Genomic DNA, 21,658 nt, shown 5'->3' with positions numbered 1-21,658 from the left:
ACAGAGGGACGAGGTCGCCTGTAGGAGCGGGCTTGTCCCTTTTCCTATCATTTCTCAGCGACGTTGGCCTTTCCCTGGCGGGTCTCGATCTCGCCGATCAGGCGCTTGGCCAGCGCCGGGTAGTTCTCGTCGAAGTGATGGCCGCCCGGCAGCTTCATGCGCTCGCCCACGGCGGTCTTGTCGGTGCAGCCGCTTTCGTCGGTCTCTTCCACACCGTAGATGCACACCACCTTCGCTGCCGGCAGCCTGGCCATCTCCGGCCCGGTCGGCGCCTCCTGACCTTCCTTGCCCAGCCAGCCCTCGACCTCGATCTCGAAGCTGCCGCTGCGGGCGAAGGCCAGCAGGATCACCGCGTCGATGCGCTTCTGGTCTTCCTCGGAGAGGCGGTTGTAGATGGCCGGCAGCACGTCGGCGCCGAACGAGTAACCGGTCAGCACGAAGCGCTTGGTGCCCCATTTCTGGCGGTAGTGCTGCATCAGTTCAGAGAGGTCGGCGGCGCTCTGTTCCGGAGTCTTGTGCTGCCAGTAGTAGCGCAGGGTGTCGATGCCGACCACCGGGTAGCCGAGTTTGGCCATCTCGCCGGCCACGTCGCGGTCCAGGTCGCGCCAGCCACCGTCGCCGGAAAGGAACAGGGTCACGGTGTCGGTGGTCTGCCCAGCCGGGACTTCCACCACCGGAATCGCCAAGGCGTTGCCGTCGTGGCCGACCAGGGCCTGGGTCAGCTGGGCCTTGAGCACCTGGGGCAGGTGGATGTCGTAGTCGGCGATGCTGGTCTCGGCGTTGGCCTGGTCGCGCACGAAGGCGGCGCTGGCGTCATCCGGGTTGTCGTTCCAGGCCACGTTCCAGTGGCCGTGGGCGGCGGACTTGGGCAGGGCGGCCTGGCAGCCGGGTTGCTCGAGGGTGAAGTCCACCGAGATCGCCCGGGCCTTGTCGTCGCCCTGCGCGGCCAGCCAGCGCCAGGCCTGGGCTGCGCCCGGGCCGATGCCGGCGACCAGAGTCGGCTTGTCGGCCAGGCGGGTGAGGGCCTGGTCCATCGCCGCCTGCTGCTTGGCGCAGTCGGCGGGCGGCAGGATCACCTGCACCAGCTGGGCCTCGCCGGCCTGGCTCAGGTCGAGCAGCTGCTTGTCGGTCAGGGCCTGGTCCTGGGGCACGCCGATGGCCACCCGGGCCTTGGCATGCACGCCGGGGGTGGCGCGGGTCAGGGCGCTGCCGTCGTCGAGGGTGAGGTGTTCCAGGCGCGCCTCGGGCGCCGGCCGGGTCCACAGCCAGAAGGCCGCGCCGCCGGCCAGCACGGCCAGCAGCAGGGGAATCAGTACGTACAGCCAATAGCGTCGGATCATCAACGTTTCACCAATCCAGTCAGGCCGCCAGCGATCAGGGCGGCGGTGTCAGCCAGTGCCACCAGCGGGTCGAGCCCGGCCGGCACGGCCATGTAGCGGGGTTCCCAGTCCGGCTGGAACTTGTCCTTGAAGCGCCGCAGGCCCTGGAAGTTGTAGAGCTGCTCGCCGCGCTGGAACACCATCGAGCCCAGGCGCTGGGTCAAGGGGGCGCCACGGCGCGGCTGCAGCCCGGAGAGGGGGACCATCCCCAGGCTGAAACGGCCATAGTCATGGCTCTTGTAGTGCAGGATCAGGCCGACCATCATGAATTCCATGGTCAGTTTCGGCGCCTCCGGGTGCGCGCGCATCAGGTCGAGACTGGCCAGCTCGTTGCTGTGGGTTTCCAGCAGGTTGGCGAAGGCCACCGGACGGCCCTGGAAGCGGATCAGCGCGATGCGGAAATGCTGCAGGTATTCGGGGCTGAAGCGGCCAAGGGAGAAACCTTTCTCGCGCACGTTCTTGCCGCCGAGCCAGGCGTCGGAGATTTCCTTGAGCTCGGCCAGTGGCGCCTGGCCGGGTTCATGGATCTCCAGGCTCAGGCCGTCGCGTCCGCCTCGGTTCCAGGTGTAGCGCAGGTCCTTCATCTCCTTGCCCTTGGCATCGATGTCGAAGCGCCGCAGGTCGACCCGGGCCTCTTCGCCGAGCTTGATCGCGGTCAGGCCGATGTCCATGTAGAACGGCAGGTTCTCCGCGCGCACCTGGTAGAACACCGGGCGCGCATGGTGCAGGTCGCACAGGTCGCGGAACTGCCAGATCATCTCGGCGCGCTCCTGGGCCGGGCCGATCGGATCGTACAGGGCCACCAGACTACGACCGCGGCGGGCATACATGAGGAAGGCGTTGTCGTTGGGGTGGAACAGCAGCGCCTTGTCGCCGGTCAGGGCCAGGCCGCCATCGGGCTGGTCGGAGGCCAGCAGGATGCGGTTGGCGCGTTGCAACTCGTCCTCGGTCGGCAGGTGGATGACCGGGCGGGCGGTGCGCAGTAGCCAGGTCAGGGCGACGATCACCAACAGCACGGCGCTGCCGAGGGCGGCACGCAGGCCGCGCGGCGCGTCGGCGTCGAGGGTGAACTGCCACCACAGCTTGTGGGTATAGGGCACGTCCTGGTAGGCGAACAACAGCAACCACACCGAGGCGCCGACCACGCAGGCGCTGGCCACCAGGTACACCGGCGAGAACGGCAGCTCCAGCAGGCGGCTGGGGCGGTAGAACGAGCGGCGGAACAGGGCGAGCAGGGCAGCGGTGAAGCACATTAGGCTGGCTTCTTCCCAGTCGAAGCCCTTGAGCAGCGACAGCACCGCGCCCACCAGCAGCAACACCGTGGTCAGCAGCCAGGCGGCCGACAGGCGCCGACGCAGACCCTGGGCGAGCAGCAGGCAGAGCACGCCGATCAGGCTGGCGCCGAAGTGCGAGGCATCGATCAGGCGGTGCGGAATCAGGAAGCCCATGTGTTCCAGGCGGCTGTCGATTTCCGGGGTGGCGCCGGAGAACAGCAGCACCACGCCGGAGAGGAACACCAGGATCGCCAGCACCGGCGCGGCCAGCCCCGAGGCGGCGCGGATCGCCTGTTGGGTGACCATCAGGCGGCGGGCCTCGTTGGCCAGCAGCAGCACACAGGCCACCAGCAGCGGCATGACCACATAGATCAGCCGGTACAGTAACAGTGCGGCCGCCAGCGGCGCGGCACCCAGCTGGTTAGCGAAGGCTGCCAGCAGGATCGCCTCGAACACGCCGACGCCGCCCGGCACATGGCTGAGCACGCCGGCGGCGAGGGCGAGCAGGTAGACCAGCACGAAGGCGCCGAACGGCGGCGCTTCTGGCAGCAGCAGGTAGAGCACGGTGGCGGCGGCGGCGACATCCAGCGCGGTGATCAGCAGTTGCAGCGCGGTCAGGCGCGCACCCGGCAGGCGCAGGGTGCGTCGGCCGAATTGCACCATCAGGTTGTCGGCCAGCGGTTGTTCAGGCAGGCGCCGGCGATACAGGCCCATCACCAAGGCGGCGGCGGCGACCAGCACGGCGATCGCGATACCGCCCAGCAGCGGAGCGGGCAGACGCAGCGCGGTCGCCGCCGCAGACAGGTCGCTCAACGTGGCCAGTGCCGCCAGTGGCGGGAGAGCGCAGCCCAGCGAGAGGCTGGCGAATACGGTCATGCGCGCGACTTCCGCGGCGCCCAGACCCTGGCGCGCATAGAGGCGATAACGGACCGATCCGCCCGACAGCATCGACAGGCCAATGGCGTTGCCGATGGCGAAGGCGCTGAAGCCGCCCAGCACCAGGGTGCGGGGCGGCAGTTGCACGGCCGCGTAGCGACTGGCCGACCATTCATAGCCCAGCAGGATCACGAAACCGACCATGGTGGCCAGGACCGCGCCGAGCAGTGCATTGGCCGGCACGCTGAGCATGGCCTCGTGCAGGGCATAGATGTCCAGTTCGCTCAGCAGGTGGCGACAGGCGATCAGGCCCATGGCGAACAGCACCAGGGTCACTGCCAGCCCCAGTGGTTGGCGGTACTTGCTCAGGCGCTCCAGCCAGGGCAGGCGCTGGGCAGCCGTGGGCAGGGCCGCCGTCAGCGGTGCCTGGGTTTCGGGAGTGGGGGCGGTCATGGGGTGCCTCGTGCGGTCAGCGCGAGGTGCAGGCAAGGTACGGCCAAGTGAAAGTCCCTTTGGAAAAACGTATCCGAATATTACTCCGGGCCGACGGCTTAATCTGTTTCAGGATAGTTAAAGATAGTTCATTCAGCCGCAGGGGCGCGGCAAGGGAGGCAGGTAGCGGGGAAGGGGCAATTGGCTTTTACGGGGCCGGAATGCAACAAACCCCGCACTATCTTGCGATAGGCGGGGCTTGTTCTGACGAATATGGTTGCGGGAGCCGGATTTGAACCGACGACCTTCGGGTTATGAGCCCGACGAGCTACCAGGCTGCTCCATCCCGCGCCTGTGGGATCGAATTCTACGGATTTCGTACTGAGTGTCAAGCGTTACTATTTGATTTCTCGAAAGTTTTTACTGATCGAGAATCTAAAGGCAATAAAAAAGGCCACTGTCGAAACAGTGGCCTTTTCTTGAATCTGGTTGCGGGAGCCGGATTTGAACCGACGACCTTCGGGTTATGAGCCCGACGAGCTACCAGGCTGCTCCATCCCGCGCCTGTGAGATCGAATTCTACGGATTTCCTTCGTGGTGTCAAGTATTTAGTTCAAAAAAACCTTTTTTGTTCAAACCCTTAGCGCTTCAGATCGGGGTGCGCCTCAGTCGCGACGGGGCTTTCAGGCCGATCGTCCTGCACAGACTGTTTAGTGGTGGGGGCATGGGATACTATCTGTATGAATTTACAGTAGTGGCTGTCGTCCATGTCCCTGCGCAAGATCATCCATATTGATTGTGACTGTTTCTACGCCGCCATCGAGATGCGTGACGACCCGCGCCTGGTCGGTCGCCCCATGGCGGTGGGTGGCCAGCCGGGGCAGCGCGGGGTGATCGCCACCTGTAACTATGAAGCGCGTGCCTATGGCGTGCGTTCGGCGATGGCGTCCGGACATGCCATGAAATTGTGCCCGGACCTTGAGATCGTCAAGCCGCGCTTCGAGGCCTATCGCGAGGCGTCGCGGGAGATCCACACGATCTTTCGCGATTACACCGAGTTGATCGAGCCGTTGTCCCTGGATGAAGCGTACCTGGATGTCAGTGACAGCCAGTGGTTTGCCGGCAGCGCCACGCGGATTGCCGAGGACATTCGTCGGCGGGTGGCCCAGCAACTGCACATCACGGTGTCCGCCGGGGTGGCGCCGAACAAGTTCCTGGCCAAGATCGCCAGTGACTGGCGTAAACCCAACGGGCTGTTCGTCATCACTCCGGATCAGGTGGAAGAGTTTGTTTCCCACCTGCCGGTGGCGCGCTTGCACGGGGTTGGCAAGGTGACGGCGGACAAGCTCTCGCGCCTGGGGATCGACACCTGCCTGTCGCTGCGCGACTGGTCGCGGCTGGCGCTGGTTCGCGAGTTCGGCAGTTTCGGCGAGCGGCTGTGGGGGCTGGCGCGGGGGATCGACGAGCGTGCGGTACAGAACGACAGCCGGCGGCAGTCGGTGAGTGTCGAGAACACTTACGACCAGGACTTGCCTGATCTGAACAGCTGCCTGGAAAAACTGCCGGAGCTACTGGTCAGCCTGAACGAGCGGATAGCGCGGATGGACAGCAGCTATCGGCCCGACAAGCCCTTCGTCAAGGTCAAGTTCCATGACTTCAGCCAGACCACGATGGAGCAGGCGGGGGCGGGAAGGGATCTGGAGAGTTATCGGCAGTTGCTCAGCCAGGCGTTTGCCCGGGGTGGCAAGCCGGTGCGGTTGCTGGGGGTGGGGGTGAGGCTGCGTGATCTGCGCGGGGCGCATGAGCAGTTGGAGTTGTTCGACGATAAATAGAAGAGGGGCCGCCTTGCGGCCCATCGCGGGGCAAGCCCGCTCCTACAAAGCCAACACAGGACCTGTAGGAGCGGGCTCGCCCCGCGATGGGCTGCAAAGCAGCCCCTTTTCTGTTTACTGCACGCCCGGATCGGCTACCAGGCGCCCGGTGGCCTTGGTCAGGGTCTGCAGGAATTCCTGCTGCAGTTCCGGATCGTTGCGGGTCAGCTCGATCAGGCTCTGCTCCAGTTCACTGGCTTCTTCTTCCAGTCCCAGCTCCGACAGGCGCTTGACCCGGTGCACCCACTGGCCGACATCATCGTCCTCGAGATCGTCGAAGATCAGCTCGTGAGCCTCGAGCAGCTTGCCACGCAGGTTGCCACTGACCAGCAGGCTGGCGTCGCCGCGCACCTGGTTTTCCTCGTCGGCCACCTGCAGGTGCAGGGTGCCGATATGGTTGAGGTTCTGCTCGGAGAACGGGCTGTCGAGCAGGTTCAGGCGCAGCACACCGTTCTTGTCGGTGGTCAGCTCGTGGGTCATCTTGCCGGCTTTGACCTCAACCAGGCGCTCGTTCCACGGCAGGCTGATGGACTCCTCGCGCTTGCCCTTCTCGACCTCGTCGATACCGGCCAGGTTCTGCTGGGCGCGACCGTTGGACGGCACGTTCATGAACGGGTTGACGCCTGCCACGCCATAGCTGAGCCAGTCGTGGGTGACGCTGTCCGGCAGGTTGCCCAGGGCGAACACGTTGACCACATTGGCGCCGATACCGGCCACCACCGCTACCGCGCCAAGCGGGATCTCGTAGATCTCCCGCCAGGGTTGGTAGGGGGTGTAGCGGTCGTAGCGGCGGGTCACCTCGAACTCGGTGACCTCGAAGCGCTTGAGTTCATGGATGCGTACACGCCGTTGCGGAAGCTCCATCACCTTCGGCTCGCCGACGTCGATCTGCAGACTGTGCTCGAGCAGCTTGCGCTCGACGCGCTCCTCGTGGTCGCTGCGCTGGGACATCTGGTTGGCGCAGCCGCTGAGGAACAGGGCGCCGCACAGTGCGGCGCCCCCCAGGGTGTAGGTACTTCGCTTGGACATGATCACTCGCGTAACGGGTTATCAGCGGCGGATTTGGGCCTGCAGGAAGGACAGCGCGTCCGCGAGCGGCAGTGCCTGGGCCTCCGATTCGGTGCGGTGCTTGTACTCCAGGTTGCCTTCGGCCAGGCCGCGGTCGCTGACGACAATGCGGTGCGGAATGCCGATCAGCTCCATGTCGGCAAACTTGATGCCGGGGCTGGTCTTCTTGTCGCGGTCGTCCAGCAGCACTTCGAAGCCGGCAGCGGTCAGTTCGGCATACAGCTTGTCGGTGGCTTCGCGGACCACATCGGTTTCGTAGCGCAGCGGTACCAGAGCGATCTGGAACGGTGCCAGGGCGTCGTTCCAGATGATGCCTTTTTCGTCATAGCTCTGCTCGATGGCGGCAGCGACCACGCGGGACACGCCGATGCCGTAGCAGCCCATGGACAGCACGACAGGCTTGCCGTTCTCACCCAGCACCTGGCACTTGAGCGCCTCGCTGTACTTGGTGCCGAGCTGGAAGATATGGCCGACTTCGATGCCGCGCTTGATTACCAGGGTGCCCTGGCCGTCCGGGCTCGGGTCGCCTTCGACCACGTTGCGCAGGTCGGCAACTTGTGGAACCGGCAGGTCGCGCTCCCAGTTCACACCGAAGTAGTGCTTGTCGTCGATGTTGGCGCCGATGCCGAAGTCGCTCATCAGGGCGACCGAGCGGTCGATGATGCACTCCAGCGGCAGGTTCAGCGGGCCGAGGGAGCCTGCGCCGGCACCGATGGCGGCGCGCAGCTCGGCGTCGGACGCCATCACCAGCGGGTCGGCGACCTGCTCCAGCTTGGCGGCCTTGATCTCGTTGAGTTCGTGGTCGCCACGGACGATCAGGGCGACCAGCTTGCCTTCCTCGGCGCCATGCACGATCAGGGTCTTGACGGTCTTCTCGATCGCCAGGCCGAAGTTTTCCACCAGTTCGGCGATGGTCTTGGCATTCGGGGTGTCGACCAGGCGCAGCTCTTCGGTCGGGGCCGGGCGCACGGTTTCACGCGGGATGGCCTCGGCCTTCTCGATGTTGGCGGCGTAGTCGGAGCTGTCGCTGAAGATCACGTCGTCCTCGCCGGAGGAGGCGAGCACGTGGAATTCATGGGAGTAGCTGCCACCGATGGAGCCGGTGTCGGCCTGCACCGGACGGAAGTCCAGGCCCAGGCGGGTGAAGATGTTGGAGTACGCCAGGTGCATGCGGTCGTAGGTTTCCTGCAGGGAAGCCTGGTCGGCATGGAAGGAGTAGGCGTCCTTCATGATGAACTCGCGGCCGCGCATCAGGCCGAAGCGCGGACGGATCTCGTCACGGAACTTGGTCTGGATCTGGTACATGTTCAGCGGCAGCTGCTTGTAGCTGGACAGCTCGTTGCGCGCCAGGTCGGTGATGACCTCTTCATGGGTCGGGCCGACGCAGAAGTCGCGCTGGTGACGGTCTTTCAGGCGCAACAGCTCGGGGCCGTACTGCTCCCAGCGGCCGGATTCCTGCCACAGTTCGGCCGGCTGGATGCTCGGCATCAGCACTTCGAGGGCACCGGCGGCGTTCATTTCCTCGCGGACCACGGCTTCGACCTTGCGCATCACCCGCAGGCCCATCGGCAGCCAGGTGTACAGGCCGGAGGCCAGTTTGCGGATCATGCCGGCACGCAGCATGAGCTGGTGGCTGATGACCACTGCATCGGCCGGGGTTTCTTTCTGGGTGGCGAGCAAATATTGACTGGTGCGCATGGTGGGCCGTGTCGATTGCCTGAATGTGAAATGACCCCGCATTGTACGGGGGCGAAACGAAAGCGTACAGAATGCAGCAGTCAGGCCTTTCTGTCAGCCAGGAAAAAGCCCGGCAATTGCCGGGCTTCTTCATTTGCGGAGCAATGCAAGCGCGGGCTTACAGGATGCTCAGCGGGTACTCGACGATCAGGCGCAGTTCGTCCAGCGAGTTGGAATAGACCGCGTCGGAGGAGCGATAGGTGGCCTGGCGGACACGGAAGCTCAGGTCCTTGGCAGGACCTTCCTGCAGGACGTACTTGACGTCCACGTCGCGTTCCCATTCCTTGCCGTCGTTGGTGTCGGCAGTGTGGGCGCCGGTGCCGCGGACGTAGCGGGTCATGAAGGTCAGGCCTGGCACGCCGAATTCGGCGAAATTCAGGTCGTAGCGGACTTGCCAGGATTTCTCGCCTTCGGCGTTGAAGTCCGAGCGGGCCACCGAGTTGGCCAGGAAGATACTGCCGCCACCGTCGATGCCGTATGCATATTCGCCGTCACCGGTGACTTTCTGGTAGGCCAGGGTGAAGGTGTGGGCGCCGATGTTGTAGGCGCCGGAGAAGCTGTAGGCGCGGTTGTCGAGCTTGTCGCCATCAGCGGCGGCGCGGTACAGGTTGTCGCCTTCGCCCTTGGTGTCATAGATGTTGAAGTCAAAGACCAGGCCTTGCTTGTCCGAGATCGGCAGCGCCCAGTTGACGTTGGCGTAGTACTTGCGCCAGTAGTCCTCGACCTTGGAGTAGTAGAGGCTGGTCGACAGACTGTCGGTGAAGGCGTAGGAGCCACCGAATACGTCAGCTTCCTTCAGGCCGCGGCGGCCGAGGCCGTCACTGATGCTGTCGCGGTCAGTTTCGGACTGGGCGGTCATGCTGGTGAAACGGCCGGCGTGCAGGGTCAGGCCCTTAATCTCGTTGCTGGTCAGCAATGCGCCTTCTGCGGTTTCAGGCAGCAGGCGGCTGTCGTCGGTGGCGAAGACCGGCAGCGCGGTGAACTGGTCGCCGACTTTCAGCACGGTGTCGGAAATGCGGAACTTGATGGCGGCGCCGCCCTTGGAGTAATCGTCCTGGGAGCGACGGTCTTCACCGGTAGGGAACAGGCCAGTGCCCGAGTAACCGCGGCCGCTGTCAAGTTTGAGGCCCAGCAGGCCGATGGCGTCGACGCCGACACCGACGGTGCCCTGGGTGAAGCCCGACTCGAAGGTGCCGATGAAGCCCTGGCCCCATTCGCGCTGATCGTGCCGCACGTTGGCCAGCCTGTTGGCGTTCGACTCAGTGTTGCGATAGTCACGGCTGAAGTACAGGTTACGCATCTTGACATTCAGCTTGCTGTCTTCGACGAAACCTTTCGATTCATCCTGCGAAGAGGCGACAGCCAGTTGCGAGGTCCCTGCCGCTACGGCCAGGGCGATCATGCTCCACTTCATCACGCGCATCGTGATTTGCTCCTTTGGTTTTTAGGAAGAGTACCGCCGCACCCGGGTATTTTAATTATGGGGCCGGCTCTTTCTTGTTATGTCGGCGAAAATGTATATCACGCGGACTATTCTTGGCGATATGGGCAGAAACAACCTTTCGGTAACTTTATGGCCATGTCGCTGTTGGTTGTCTCCATGTCGCAAATCACGCCTGTCATATAAGGGCGTACAACTCCAGCGCTGTCTCGAAACCGTCATATTTGTATAAATACAAAGTACGGCTTGTGAAACTCCCTGGTTTATCCGATGCCGCTGTTGTTATTTGTCGCGTTCACCCTGCGATGCAGGGGTCGTGCCGACTTGGCGTGAAGCGAATGCAACAAGCGTGCTCAAAATCACGAACGCTTGATGAAATTTTCACATTTGCCTCGAAAAGACTTGGGAAACCTCCGCAAACACGGGCTGCGGCCGGTATGTCGGTGGGGTGCGATCCTCCCTTGCGTTTGCGTGTGAAGCTGCCTTCCAAGTCAAGGTGTTACCGTCGATTGTTTATCCTGGCTGTTTTATGTGAAGGATGTGTGGCGCTGGCCTGACGAGCGGCATCATTTTGGTGCGAAAAGTAGCGCAGTGTTACCGAAGCGGGGCGTTGATGTTGTCATTCGCGTGCCACAAATGCCCTGGGTCGACGTCGACGGGTGTGGCAGCGGTCGAAGCGGAGTATCCTTGCGCGCCTGTGCCCGACCGCTCGGAAGGGCTGAATCGCTTGTAAGGAGGTTTGCCGTGTTTACCCTCGATTCGCGTCTGCAGGAGGATTCCCTGGTGCTGGGCGACCTGCCGCTGTGCCGCCTGCTGCTGAGCAAGGATGCCAACTACCCCTGGTTCATCCTGGTGCCACGTCGCGCCGATATCAGCGAAGTGTTCGAGCTCGAGGACACGGACCAGCAGCAGCTATGGGTCGAGACGACTGCCTTGGCCGAAGCGCTGAAGGATGCCTTCGCCGCCGACAAGATGAATGTCGCGACCCTGGGCAACGTGGTCAGCCAGCTGCACATGCACGTGATTGTGCGTCGCCAGGGCGATGCCGCCTGGCCTGCCCCGGTGTGGGGCAAGGTGCCGGCCATCGGCTACACCCAGGAGCAGATCGACGGTATTCGCCAGCGAGTGCGCAAGCTGCTGGGCGAAAGCTTCAAGGAGACGTGAGGATGTCACAGGAGCTGGAAATGCGCATGATCGAGCTGGAGACCCGCCAGGCGTTCCAGGATGACAGCTTGCAGGCGCTCAATGATGTGATTGTCGAGCAGAGCCGGGCGATCGAACGCTTGCAATTGCAGATGGCGGAGCTGATCAAGCGCTACGAGGAGATGGCCGGCCAGCAGGGCGGCGGGGGAGAGGAAGCGCCGCCGCCTCATTATTGAGCACGGCGGCGGCAAAGGGTCAGCGGCGCGCGACGGCGACCACGTCTTCGGCCTGCAGGCCCTTGTCGCGGTGCATCACCGAGAACTCCACGCGCTGGCCTTCGACCAGGACCCGGTGGCCCTCGCCGCGGATGGCGCGAAAGTGCACGAAGATATCGTCACCGGAGTCGCGGGAGATGAAGCCGAAGCCCTTGGAGGTGTTGAACCACTTCACGGTGCCGGTATCGCGATTGCCTGCGTCATGCGAGGTGCCCTGGGTGGAGCGGGCCTTTCGCGTGCCGCGAACGAAGCCGGCAATCAGGTGCAGGACGCAGGCCAGGACAGCACAGGCCAGGGCTGGCAGGTTGCCCAGCTCCGGGCGGGCCAGCAGGGTGACGGTCTGCAGCACCACGGCCAGCACCAGCAGCAGGCTGGCGGCGTGTTGCAGTTGCTGGCGCAGGCCTTTGTAGTACTGCGGCAGTACCGGGGCGATGACCAGGTTGATGAGCCCGAGCAGCGCCAGGTAGACGGCCTCGGGTTGTTGCAGGAAGGGTGTTGCGTCAGCTTTCAGGCTAGGTATGAGCGATAGCAGCAACGCCGCCAGGCCCGTCACCAGATGGACGATCTTGAACATTGGTTTGGCTCACATTGATAAGGCCGATCACAGGATGAGCTGGTCGCACGGTGCGCGTGAACGAGTAGGCGCGAAAACGTGGCGGGCCAGCCTATGCACCCGGCACTGACAATCCGCACGGGTGGCACAGTGCCTATTTAACAGCAAAGACGCAGGCTTCTCAAACCGGCTGGCACGGGCGGTCCTGTGCCGCATGCGCCAGCCGGAAACTCTTGTTAGAGTGTTTACTGCCCGCTTGATGATCAAGCCTTATGGAAAGGGGAGCTTCATGGCAATCGATATCGGTATCAGTGAAGAAGATCGCAAGTCCATCGTCGATGGGTTGTCCCGCCTGTTGTCGGATACCTACGTGCTGTATCTGAAAACCCATAACTTCCATTGGAACGTCACCGGTCCGTCGTTCCGCACCCTGCACCTGATGTTCGAGGAGCAATACAACGAACTGGCCCTGGCGGTCGATTCGATTGCCGAGCGCATTCGCGCCCTGGGCTTCCCGGCGCCGGGTTCCTACGCCTTCTATGCCCGCCACTCCTCCATCAAGGAAGAGGAGGGGGTGCCGCCCGCCGATGAAATGATCCGCCAGCTGGTGCAGGGGCAGGAGGCGGTGGTGCGCACCGCGCGCAGCATCTTCCCGGTGGTGGACAAGGTCAGTGACGAGCCGACCGCTGACCTGCTGACCCAACGCATGCAGGTCCACGAGAAAACGGCGTGGATGCTGCGAGTCCTGCTCGACGGGAACTGATTGCCGGTTGCTTGTCGTTCTACCCAGTGAATCCGGGCCCGATACCGCCAGCGGTATCGGGCCCGCGTGTTTGCGGGGAAGGGTTTGCCGCTGCTATCGGCCTGGCCGGTGGCGCTTCATGACGGTCATGGACCCATTCGGCTGACGAACGGGGTGTGGTTTCGTGACGATGGAGCGGTGCGATGGGCGATCCGATGCGTGGTATCGATGGTAATGCAAGGCAGGGGGGTGGCAACCCTCGTCTCGACCCGTTCAGGCGGGATTTCGACATGGCCCAGGCCGGGCCCGTGTCGCGCTCGGTGCGGCTCAACGGCTTTGCCACCTGCCTGCGCCTGGAAGTGGTGTACTGGCGCATCCTGGAGCGTATCGCCCAGGCCAACCGCTGTTCGGTGAGCGCCGTGTTGTCCTATGTGGATCGCGAGGTGCACCTGCGCCATGGCGGGGTGAGGAATTTCAGCGGCCTGGTCCGGGTGATCTGTGTCACTTGGCTGCAGGAAGCGCGAGACGCGCACTGATCGCCGGGCTGCGCTGCTCTCCTTTACCATATATAATCCCGCTCTTTGCTGCCTTGGGCAGCGTGCGATGTGGTTGACGAGAGACACCCATGCCCCTGTACGACTATCAATGTGCATCCTGCGAACACCAAATGGAGGTGTTGCAGAAGATCAGTGCCGCGCCGCTGACCGATTGCCCGGCGTGCCAGGCGCCGGCATTGAAGAAGCTGCTGTCGGTCCCCGGCTTTCGCCTGAGTGGCAACGGCTGGTACGAGACCGACTTCAAGACCGGGGCGAAAAAGAATCTGGCAGGCGGCGACAAGGCCGACTGAGTTGAATTGCACCCGCCAGGTCTTGCAGTATTAGCCCCTTGGGCGGCCAAGACCTCCACCGAACACACGAATCACGAGAAGCGAAACCACGATCATGATGCGCAGCCATTATTGCGGCCAACTGAACGAGTCCCTGGACGGCCAGGAAGTCACCCTTTGCGGCTGGGTCCATCGTCGCCGCGACCACGGCGGGGTGATTTTCCTCGACATCCGTGACCGCGAAGGCATGGCCCAGGTCGTGTTCGACCCGGATCGCGCCGAAACCTTCGCCGCCGCCGACCGCGTGCGCAGCGAATATGTCGTGCAGATCACCGGCAAGGTACGCAAGCGCCCTGACGGCGCGGTGAACGCCAACATGGCGTCCGGCGCCATCGAGATCCTCGGCTACCAGTTGAAGGTGCTCAACGAAGCGGAAACCCCGCCGTTCCCGCTGAACGAATACTCCGACGTCGGCGAGGAAACCCGCCTGCGCTATCGCTTCATCGACCTGCGTCGTCCGGAAATGGCCGACAAGCTGCGCCTGCGTTCGCGCATCACCAGCAGCATCCGTCGCTTCCTCGACGAGAACGGCTTCCTCGACGTCGAAACGCCGATCCTGACCCGTGCCACCCCTGAGGGCGCGCGTGACTACCTGGTGCCGAGCCGCACCCACGCTGGCAGCTTCTTCGCCCTGCCGCAGTCGCCGCAGCTGTTCAAACAGCTGCTGATGGTCGCCGGCTTCGACCGCTACTACCAGATCGCCAAGTGCTTCCGTGACGAAGACCTGCGCGCCGACCGCCAGCCGGAATTCACCCAGATCGACATCGAGACCAGCTTCCTCGACGAGTCCGAGATCATGGGCCTGACCGAAAGCATGATCCGCAAGCTGTTCAAGGAAGTGCTGGACCTGGAATTCGGTGAGTTCCCGCACATGACCTTCGAAGAAGCCATGCGCCGCTACGGTTCCGACAAGCCGGACCTGCGTATTCCGCTGGAACTGGTCGACGTCGCCGACCAGCTGAAGGATGTCGACTTCAAGGTCTTCGCCGGTCCCGCCAACGATCCGAAGTGCCGCGTCACCGCCCTGCGCCTGCCGGGCGGCGCCAGCATGCCGCGCAGCAAGATCGACGAGTACACCAAGTTCGTCGGTATCTACGGTGCCAAGGGCCTGGCCTACATCAAGGTCAACGAGCGCGCCAAGGGTGTCGAGGGTCTGCAGTCGCCGATCGTCAAGAACATCCCCGAGGCCAACCTCAACAACATCCTCGACCGCGTGGGCGCCGTGGATGGCGACATCGTGTTCTTCGGTGCCGACAAGTTCAAGATTGTCAGCGAGGCCCTGGGCGCGCTGCGTATCCGCCTGGGCCACGACTTCGAGCTGCTGACCTGCGAGTGGGCGCCGATGTGGGTCGTCGACTTCCCGATGTTCGAAGAGAACGAAGACGGCAGCTTCACCGCGCTGCACCACCCGTTCACCGCGCCGAAGTGCACCCCCGAAGAGCTGGAGGCCAACCCGGCCACCGCGCTGTCGCGTGCCTACGACATGGTCCTGAACGGCACCGAGTTGGGTGGCGGTTCGATCCGTATTCACCGTAAAGAGATGCAGCAAGCGGTATTCCGCCTGCTGGGCATCGAGGCGGCGGAACAGGAAGAGAAGTTCGGCTTCCTGCTCGACGCCCTGAAGTTCGGCGCGCCGCCTCACGGTGGCCTGGCCTTCGGCCTGGATCGCCTGGTCATGCTGATGACCGGCGCCCAGTCGATCCGTGAAGTGATCGCCTTCCCGAAAACCCAGAGCGCCGCGTGCGTCATGACTCAGGCCCCAGGCCTGGTCGATGCCAAGGCCCTGCGTGAGCTGCACATCCGTCTGCGCGAGCAGACCAAGGTCGAGTGATCGACCGGGGCGCCTCGGTCACGGGGTGCCCCCGCGCTTGAGGCGCAGGATTCTTCACGTTCCGCCCTTCGGGGCGGAACCTGTTTCTGTTTCAAGGATTCGGAGTCGTTATGGCTGGTCATTCCAAGTGGGCGAACATCAAGCACCGCAAAGAGCGCCAGGATGCAAAAAGAGGCAAGATCTTCACCAAGTGGATCCGCGAGCTGACCGTCGCGGCCAAGCAAGGGGGCGGTGACCCGGCCTCCAATCCGCGTCTGCGCCTGGCGCTGGACAAGGCCCTGGGTGCCAACATGAGCCGCGACATCATCGATCGCGCCGTGGCCCGTGGTGCTGGCACCAACGAAAGCGACAACGTCGAAGAGCTGAGCTACGAGGGCTATGGCCCGGGCGGCGTGGCGATCATGGTCGAGGCCATGACCGACAACCGCAACCGTACCGCCGCCGCCGTGCGTCATGCCTTCACCAAGTGCGGTGGCAACCTGGGCACCGACGGCTCGGTGGCCTACCTGTTCGAGCGCAAGGGGCAGATCAGCTTCGCCGCTGAGCTTGCGGTCGACGAGGACGCACTGATGGAAGCCGCGATGGAGGCCGACGCCGACGACGTGGTGGCCAACGACGACGGCTCCTTCGAGGTGTTCACCTCGTTCAACAGCTTTTATGCCGTGCGCAATGCGCTCGAAGAGGCTGGCTTCAAGGCCTCGGACGCCGAGATCGTGATGCAGCCGACCACCAGTGCCGAGCTGGACAAGGATGGCGCGGAGAAGGTGCTCAAGCTGATCGACATGCTCGAGGACCTGGATGACGTGCAGAACGTCTACTCCAATGCGCAGATCTCCGATGAGATCATGGAAAGCCTCGGCTAAGGTGTTCTGGCGATCCTTGCCGGTTCTTTGAATTTGTCAGCGCCTGTCCCGGCCCTTTCGCGGGTAAACCCGCTCCCACAGGTACTGCACCGACTCTGAACGTGGTGCAGTACCTGTGGGAGCGGGTTTACCCGCGAAGGGGCCGGCACAGTTTGCCGAGATGCATCAATTTTTCCACAGGCACTATGACTCTGATTCTTGGTATCGACCCCGGCTCGCGCATCACCGGCTTCGGCGTGGTCCGCCAGACCGCCCGTGGTTGCGAATATGTGGCCTCGGGCTGTATCCGCACCGGCGGCGGCGAGCTGCCCGAGCGACTGCAGATCGTCTTTCGTGGCGTGAGCGAGATCATCCGTGAGCATGGCCCGGTGACCATGGGCATCGAACGGGTGTTCATGGCGCGCAATGCCGATTCGGCGCTCAAGCTGGGCCAGGCCCGGGGCGCGGCTATCGTTGCCGCGGCCGAGGCGGGCCTGGAGATCGCCGAGTACAGCGCCAGCCAGGTCAAGCAGGCCGTGGCCGGTACCGGCGGGGCCAATAAGGAACAGGTGATGATGATGGTCATGCACCTGCTCAAGCTGACCCAGAAGCCGCAGATCGACGCCTCCGACGCCCTGGCCATCGCCCTGTGCCATGCCCATACCCGTTCCAGCCTGATTCCCCATGGGCTGGCGACGGCGCGGCGGCGCGGCGGGCGCTTGCGTCTGTAACCGCTTCATGCGCTGATACACATTTTGTCCGGGTGGCGCGCGCTCCCGGCGCATTTGCTGATAGGGTGGACCGGTTTTCGACCGGCGCCCGAGAGGAAGGAACGGAACGTGATTGGACGTTTGCGTGGCACCCTGGCGGAAAAACAGCCGCCGCACCTGATTATCGACGTCAACGGCGTGGGCTATGAGCTCGAAGTGCCGATGACCACCCTGTACCGCCTGCCCAAGGTCGGCGAGGCAGTGACCGTGCACACCCACCTGGTGGTACGCGAAGACGCCCACCTGCTCTATGGTTTCGCGGAAAAGCGCGAGCGCGAGCTGTTCCGCGAGCTTATCCGCCTGAACGGCGTAGGGCCGAAGCTGGCGCTGGCGCTGATGTCCGGCCTGGAAGTGGACGAGCTGGTGCGCTGCGTGCAGGCCCAGGATGCATCGGTCCTGGTGCGTGTGCCCGGTGTCGGCAAGAAAACCGCCGAACGCCTGCTGGTCGAGCTCAAGGACCGCTTCAAGGCGTGGGAAACCTCCCCGGCGATGTTCACCCTGGTCTCCGACGGCCCGCTGCCGGCGGCCAGTGAGTCCTCGGCCGAGGCCGACGCGGTCAGTGCCCTGGTCTCCCTGGGCTACAAACCACAGGAAGCGAGCAAGGCGATTGCCGCGATCAAGGACAAAGCCGGCCTGAGCAGCGAGGAATTGATCCGTCGCAGCCTTAAAGGGATGATTACCAAGTGATCGAGACCGACCGCCTGATTGCCGCCTCCGGACGTGACCGCGAAGAGGTCCAGGACCGTGCGATCCGCCCGCTGCGCCTGGACGAGTACATCGGCCAGCCGGTGGTGCGCGAGCAGATGGCGCTGTTCATCCAGGCCGCGCGCGGGCGCAACGAGTCTCTCGACCATACGCTGATCTTCGGCCCGCCCGGCCTGGGCAAGACCACCCTGGCCAACATCATTGCCCAGGAGATGGGCGTGTCGGTCAAGAGCACCTCGGGCCCGATCCTCGAGCGCCCGGGCGACCTCGCGGCAATGCTGACCAACCTCGAACCTCATGACGTGCTGTTCATCGACGAGATCCACAGGTTGTCGCCAGTGGTCGAGGAAGTGCTCTATCCGGCGATGGAAGACTTCCAGCTGGACATCATGATCGGCGAAGGCCCGGCCGCGCGCTCGATCAAGCTCGATCTGCCGCCGTTCACCCTGGTCGGCGCCACCACCCGTGCCGGCATGCTGACCAATCCGTTGCGTGACCGCTTCGGTATCGTCCAGCGCCTGGAGTTCTACAGCAACAAGGACCTGGCAACCATCGTCAGCCGTTCGGCTGGTATTCTCGGGCTGCCGATGGACGACAAGGGTGCCTTCGAGATCGCCCGTCGGGCGCGGGGCACGCCGCGGATCGCCAACCGCCTGCTGCGGCGGGTGCGCGACTTTGCCGAAGTGCGTGGCAAGGGCGAGATCACCAAAGCCGTGGCGGACATGGCGCTGAACCTGCTGGATGTCGACGAGCGTGGCTTCGATCACTCCGACCGGCGTCTGCTGCTGACCATGATCGAGAAGTTCGACGGCGGTCCGGTGGGGCTCGACAACATTGCTGCGGCGATCGGCGAAGAGCGCCACACCATCGAGGACGTGCTCGAGCCCTATCTGATCCAGCAGGGCTACATCATGCGTACCCCGCGGGGCCGCGTGGTGACCCGACACGCCTACCTGCATTTCGGCCTGAACATCCCCGGGCGCTTCTGCGAAGGTGGCGAATATGCCGCCCAGGACGACGAATGACAGATCGAATCGGGAATTTCGTGGTCCTAGCGCTGGCACGCCGCAGGCTCGCTGGCAATAGGACATTATTGATGAAAAAACAGTTACCGCGGCGGATTGGCAAGTTCAGGAGTAACCACTAGAGTATGCGCGCGCAAAATGGGCTGGAACCGTTCGCACACCGCTGTCGCGTCTATTACGAGGATACCGACGCCGGTGGCGTGGTGTATTACGTCAACTACCTGAAATTCATGGAGCGCGCCCGCACCGAGCGGCTGCGTCACCTGGGGTTCTCCCAGGCCCAGCTGGCGCAGGACAACCTGCTGTTCGTGGTCCATTCCAGCGAGGCGCGCTACCACGCGCCGGCCCGCCTGGACGATGAGCTGCGGGTGACCGCGCAAGTGCTTGAACTGAATCGTGCCAGCCTGCGCTTCGTGCAGCAGGTGTGGCGAACACAGGATGAAGTGCTGCTCTGCGAGGGGCAGTTCCTGGTGGCCGCCGTGCGCGCCGACACTTTCAAACCCCGGGCCATTCCCCCAGAACTGCGCGACGCATTCCTGGCGGACGGCGCGGGTACTCAATCGAACGCAGGAGAATAAGCGTGGAAGCAAACGTCGTCGACCATACCTCCATGTGGAGCCTGGTCGCCAATGCCAGTGTCGTGGTTCAGCTGGTAATGCTGACCCTCGTGGCAGCCTCGGTGACCTCTTGGATCATGATCTTCCAGCGCAGCACCATGCTGCGCGCCGGTCGTCGTGCACTGGACGCTTTCGAAGAGCGCTTCTGGTCGGGCATCGACCTGTCCAAGCTGTACCGCCAGGCAGGTAGCAACCCCGATCCGGACTCGGGTGTCGAGCAGGTGTTCCGCGCCGGCTTCAAGGAATTCTCGCGTCTGCGCCAGCAGCCGGGTGTTGATCCGGACGCGGTCATGGAAGGTGTCGGTCGCGCCATGCGCGTGGCGATCTCCCGTGAGGAAGAAAAGCTCGAGCAGAGCCTGCCGTTCCTGGCCACCGTCGGTTCCACCAGCCCGTACATCGGCCTGTTCGGTACCGTGTGGGGCATCATGAACTCGTTCCGCGGCCTGGCCAGCGCCCAACAGGCGACCCTGGCCACCGTGGCTCCCGGTATCGCCGAGGCCCTGATCGCCACCGCGATCGGCCTGTTCGCCGCGATCCCGGCCGTTATCGCCTACAACCGTTTTGCCGCGCGCAGTGAAGTGCTGATTGGCCGCTACTACACCTTCGCCGACGAGTTCCAGGCGATCCTGCACCGCAAAGTACACACCAGCGAAGAGTGATCAGGTAGAAACCCATGGCCCGAGTTCGCCACAAACGCAAGCCGGTCGCCGAGATGAACGTGGTGCCCTACATCGACGTGATGCTGGTACTGCTGGTCATCTTCATGGTGACCGCCCCCATGCTCAACCAGGGCGTGAAGGTGGATCTGCCCAAGGTTTCCAGCGAAGCCCTGCCGCAGGACAACAACGTCCAGGTCCTGACCATCTCGATCAAGGCCGACAAGACCTACTACTGGAACCTTGGTAGCGAAGTAGACACCGACAAGCAGATGGACAAGGCCATGACCTTGCCGGAAATGACCGGTGCGGTGACCAAGATCATCGCCGCCGGCCGTGACCAGGGCAAACAGACCCAGGTCTTCATCCGTGGCGACAAGGCCGTCGACTACGGCGCGGTCATGGGCGCCATGGGCGGGTTGCAGAAGGCCGGTGTCGGTAACGTTGGCCTGATTACCGAGGCGCCCTGATGCAGCAGCGAGAGCCATCCGCCTCGGAAAGCTACTTCTGGCCCAGTGTCTGGGCCATCGGCCTGCATGTGCTGGTGTTCGGCATGCTGTTCGTCAGCTTTGCCATGACGCCCGAGCTGCCGCCGTCCAAGCCCATCGTCCAGGCCACGCTCTACCAGCTCAAATCCAAGAGCCAGGCGACCACCCAGACCAATCAGAAGATTGCTGGGGAAGCGAAGAAAACCGCCTCGCGCCAGACCGAGGTCGAGCAGCTGGAGCAGAAGAAGGTCGAGCAGGAGGCCGTGAAGGCCGCGGAACAAAAGAAAGCCGACGCCGCTCAAAAAGCCGAGGAGGCTCGCGAAGCCGCCGAGGCGAAGAAGGCTGAGGCCGCCGAGCAGAAGAAAGCCGCCGAGGCCAAGAAAGCCGAGGAAGCGAAGAAGGCCGCTGAAAAGCAACAGGCTGACATCGCCAAGAAGAAGGCTGAGGAAGAGGCCAAGAAACAGGCCGACGAAGAAGCCAAGAAACAAGCTGCGGAAGAGGCGAAGAAGAAAGCCGCCGAAGACGCGAAGAAAAAAACTGCCGAGGACGCCAAGAAGAAAGCGGCGGCCGAGGACGCGAAGAAGAAGGCAGCTGAAGAGGCCAAGAAAAAGGCCGCGGCAGACGCCCAGAAGAAAAAGGCACAGGAAGCGGCCCGCAAGGCGGCGGAAGACAAGAAGGCCCAGGCGCTCGCCGAGCTGTTGTCCGACACCACCGAGCGGCAGCAGGCGCTGGCCGACGAGCAGGGTGACCAGGTGGCCGGCGACTTCGACGACCTGATCCGCATGCGCGCGGCCGAAGGTTGGGCGCGTCCGCCATCTGCGCGCAAGGGCATGACGGTAGTTCTGCAGATCAACATGCTGCCGGACGGCACCATCACCAACGTGAGTGTGGCCAAGTCCAGCGGTGACGGTCCGTTCGACAGCTCGGCCGTGGCCGCGGTGAAGAACATTGGTCGGTTGACCGAAATGCAGGGCTTGAAGCCGAGCGATTTCAATCCGTATCGTTCATTCAAGATGACATTTACACCTGAGGATCTAGCGTTGTGAT

General features: G+C 63.5%; 21 protein-coding genes and 2 tRNA genes. 15 read left to right on the top strand and 8 right to left on the bottom strand.

The window, feature by feature from the left end; genetic code table 11:
- Nucleotides 1-47: 47 nt before the first annotated feature.
- From AC0MAZ_RS23525 to AC0MAZ_RS23510, 4 genes are all read right to left on the bottom strand, one after another.
- Nucleotides 48-1,340 carry a virulence factor family protein gene (locus AC0MAZ_RS23525; RefSeq protein WP_186714639.1) on the bottom strand — a complete coding sequence of 431 codons (1,293 nt, stop codon included), beginning with the start codon at nt 1,338-1,340 and terminating at the stop codon, nt 48-50.
- Nucleotides 1,340-3,982, bottom strand: coding sequence for a bifunctional lysylphosphatidylglycerol flippase/synthetase MprF (mprF, locus tag AC0MAZ_RS23520; RefSeq protein WP_475859373.1), 2,643 nt, complete (start codon nt 3,980-3,982; stop codon nt 1,340-1,342). Before mprF ends, AC0MAZ_RS23525 begins: the two co-directional genes overlap by 1 nt.
- Nucleotides 3,983-4,235: 253 nt before the next feature.
- A tRNA-Met gene (locus AC0MAZ_RS23515) sits at nt 4,236-4,312 on the bottom strand.
- A 135-nt stretch (nt 4,313-4,447) separates the two neighbouring features.
- Nucleotides 4,448-4,524 (bottom strand) — tRNA-Met (locus AC0MAZ_RS23510).
- Between the two features lie 210 nt (nt 4,525-4,734).
- Between AC0MAZ_RS23510 and dinB the strand changes: the two genes are divergently transcribed.
- Nucleotides 4,735-5,793, top strand: coding sequence for a DNA polymerase IV (dinB, locus tag AC0MAZ_RS23505; RefSeq protein WP_203652607.1), 1,059 nt, complete (start codon nt 4,735-4,737; stop codon nt 5,791-5,793).
- 114 nt (nt 5,794-5,907) lie between these two features.
- Here the strand turns inward: dinB and AC0MAZ_RS23500 are convergent, their stop codons facing one another.
- The 3 genes from AC0MAZ_RS23500 to AC0MAZ_RS23490 all read right to left on the bottom strand — a co-directional run bounded on the left by AC0MAZ_RS23500 (nt 5,908) and on the right by AC0MAZ_RS23490 (nt 10,060).
- Complete coding sequence (locus AC0MAZ_RS23500) at nt 5,908-6,861, bottom strand: hypothetical protein (RefSeq protein WP_203651239.1); 954 nt, start codon at nt 6,859-6,861, stop codon at nt 5,908-5,910.
- Nucleotides 6,862-6,882: 21 nt separating this feature from the next.
- Entirely contained in the window at nt 6,883-8,598 is a 1,716-nt protein-coding gene (locus tag AC0MAZ_RS23495; RefSeq protein ID WP_203651240.1) for a proline--tRNA ligase, read from the bottom strand.
- A gap of 157 nt (nt 8,599-8,755) precedes the next feature.
- Entirely contained in the window at nt 8,756-10,060 is a 1,305-nt protein-coding gene (locus AC0MAZ_RS23490; protein WP_203651241.1) for an OprD family porin, read from the bottom strand.
- A gap of 762 nt (nt 10,061-10,822) precedes the next feature.
- Here AC0MAZ_RS23490 and AC0MAZ_RS23485 point away from each other — a divergent pair.
- Complete coding sequence (locus tag AC0MAZ_RS23485) at nt 10,823-11,242, top strand: HIT family protein (protein WP_475859372.1); 420 nt, start codon at nt 10,823-10,825, stop codon at nt 11,240-11,242.
- 2 nt (nt 11,243-11,244) lie between these two features.
- On the top strand, nt 11,245-11,457 hold the full coding sequence (locus AC0MAZ_RS23480; protein WP_232857160.1) for a SlyX family protein: 213 nt from the start codon (nt 11,245-11,247) through the stop codon (nt 11,455-11,457).
- 19 nt (nt 11,458-11,476) lie between these two features.
- Here the strand turns inward: AC0MAZ_RS23480 and AC0MAZ_RS23475 are convergent, their stop codons facing one another.
- Entirely contained in the window at nt 11,477-12,070 is a 594-nt protein-coding gene (locus AC0MAZ_RS23475) for a cold-shock protein (RefSeq protein ID WP_324256554.1), read from the bottom strand.
- A 268-nt stretch (nt 12,071-12,338) separates the two neighbouring features.
- On the opposite strand from AC0MAZ_RS23475, the gene AC0MAZ_RS23470 reads away from it, so the two are divergent.
- The 12 genes from AC0MAZ_RS23470 (at nt 12,339) to tolA (ending at nt 21,657) form a co-directional block, all read left to right on the top strand.
- Nucleotides 12,339-12,812 (top strand): Dps family protein, encoded by a 474-nt coding sequence (locus AC0MAZ_RS23470; protein WP_084854477.1) that lies wholly within the window; start codon nt 12,339-12,341, stop codon nt 12,810-12,812.
- Between the two features lie 182 nt (nt 12,813-12,994).
- A complete protein-coding gene (locus AC0MAZ_RS23465) occupies nt 12,995-13,327 on the top strand; it encodes a ribbon-helix-helix domain-containing protein (RefSeq protein ID WP_203651244.1) in 333 nt (110 codons plus the stop codon).
- An 89-nt stretch (nt 13,328-13,416) separates the two neighbouring features.
- Complete coding sequence (locus AC0MAZ_RS23460) at nt 13,417-13,638, top strand: FmdB family zinc ribbon protein (protein ID WP_050704473.1); 222 nt, start codon at nt 13,417-13,419, stop codon at nt 13,636-13,638.
- 94 nt (nt 13,639-13,732) lie between these two features.
- On the top strand, nt 13,733-15,508 hold the full coding sequence (aspS, locus tag AC0MAZ_RS23455; RefSeq protein ID WP_203651246.1) for an aspartate--tRNA ligase: 1,776 nt from the start codon (nt 13,733-13,735) through the stop codon (nt 15,506-15,508).
- 110 nt (nt 15,509-15,618) lie between these two features.
- Nucleotides 15,619-16,371, top strand: coding sequence for a YebC/PmpR family DNA-binding transcriptional regulator (locus AC0MAZ_RS23450; RefSeq protein ID WP_475859371.1), 753 nt, complete (start codon nt 15,619-15,621; stop codon nt 16,369-16,371).
- A gap of 185 nt (nt 16,372-16,556) precedes the next feature.
- Complete coding sequence (ruvC, locus tag AC0MAZ_RS23445) at nt 16,557-17,081, top strand: crossover junction endodeoxyribonuclease RuvC (RefSeq protein ID WP_050704476.1); 525 nt, start codon at nt 16,557-16,559, stop codon at nt 17,079-17,081.
- Between the two features lie 108 nt (nt 17,082-17,189).
- Nucleotides 17,190-17,807, top strand: a complete 618-nt coding sequence (gene ruvA, locus AC0MAZ_RS23440; protein WP_232857161.1) for a Holliday junction branch migration protein RuvA — start codon at nt 17,190-17,192, stop codon at nt 17,805-17,807.
- Entirely contained in the window at nt 17,804-18,850 is a 1,047-nt protein-coding gene (gene ruvB, locus AC0MAZ_RS23435; protein ID WP_011535158.1) for a Holliday junction branch migration DNA helicase RuvB, read from the top strand. The genes ruvA and ruvB overlap by 4 nt, the downstream gene beginning before the upstream one ends.
- Before the next feature lie 125 nt (nt 18,851-18,975).
- Nucleotides 18,976-19,428, top strand: coding sequence for a tol-pal system-associated acyl-CoA thioesterase (ybgC, locus tag AC0MAZ_RS23430; protein ID WP_186733987.1), 453 nt, complete (start codon nt 18,976-18,978; stop codon nt 19,426-19,428).
- Nucleotides 19,429-19,430: 2 nt separating this feature from the next.
- Entirely contained in the window at nt 19,431-20,126 is a 696-nt protein-coding gene (gene tolQ, locus AC0MAZ_RS23425) for a protein TolQ (RefSeq protein WP_023628695.1), read from the top strand.
- 14 nt (nt 20,127-20,140) lie between these two features.
- On the top strand, nt 20,141-20,593 hold the full coding sequence (tolR, locus tag AC0MAZ_RS23420; protein WP_011535155.1) for a protein TolR: 453 nt from the start codon (nt 20,141-20,143) through the stop codon (nt 20,591-20,593).
- A complete protein-coding gene (tolA, locus tag AC0MAZ_RS23415) occupies nt 20,593-21,657 on the top strand; it encodes a cell envelope integrity protein TolA (protein ID WP_475859368.1) in 1,065 nt (354 codons plus the stop codon). The genes tolR and tolA overlap by 1 nt, the downstream gene beginning before the upstream one ends.
- Nucleotide 21,658: the final 1 nt, after the last annotated feature.

This window comes from Pseudomonas sp. A (genome assembly GCF_056270345.1).
The sequence above is the reverse complement of the archived record's forward strand: the minus strand, read 5'-3'. Positions and strand labels throughout refer to the sequence as shown.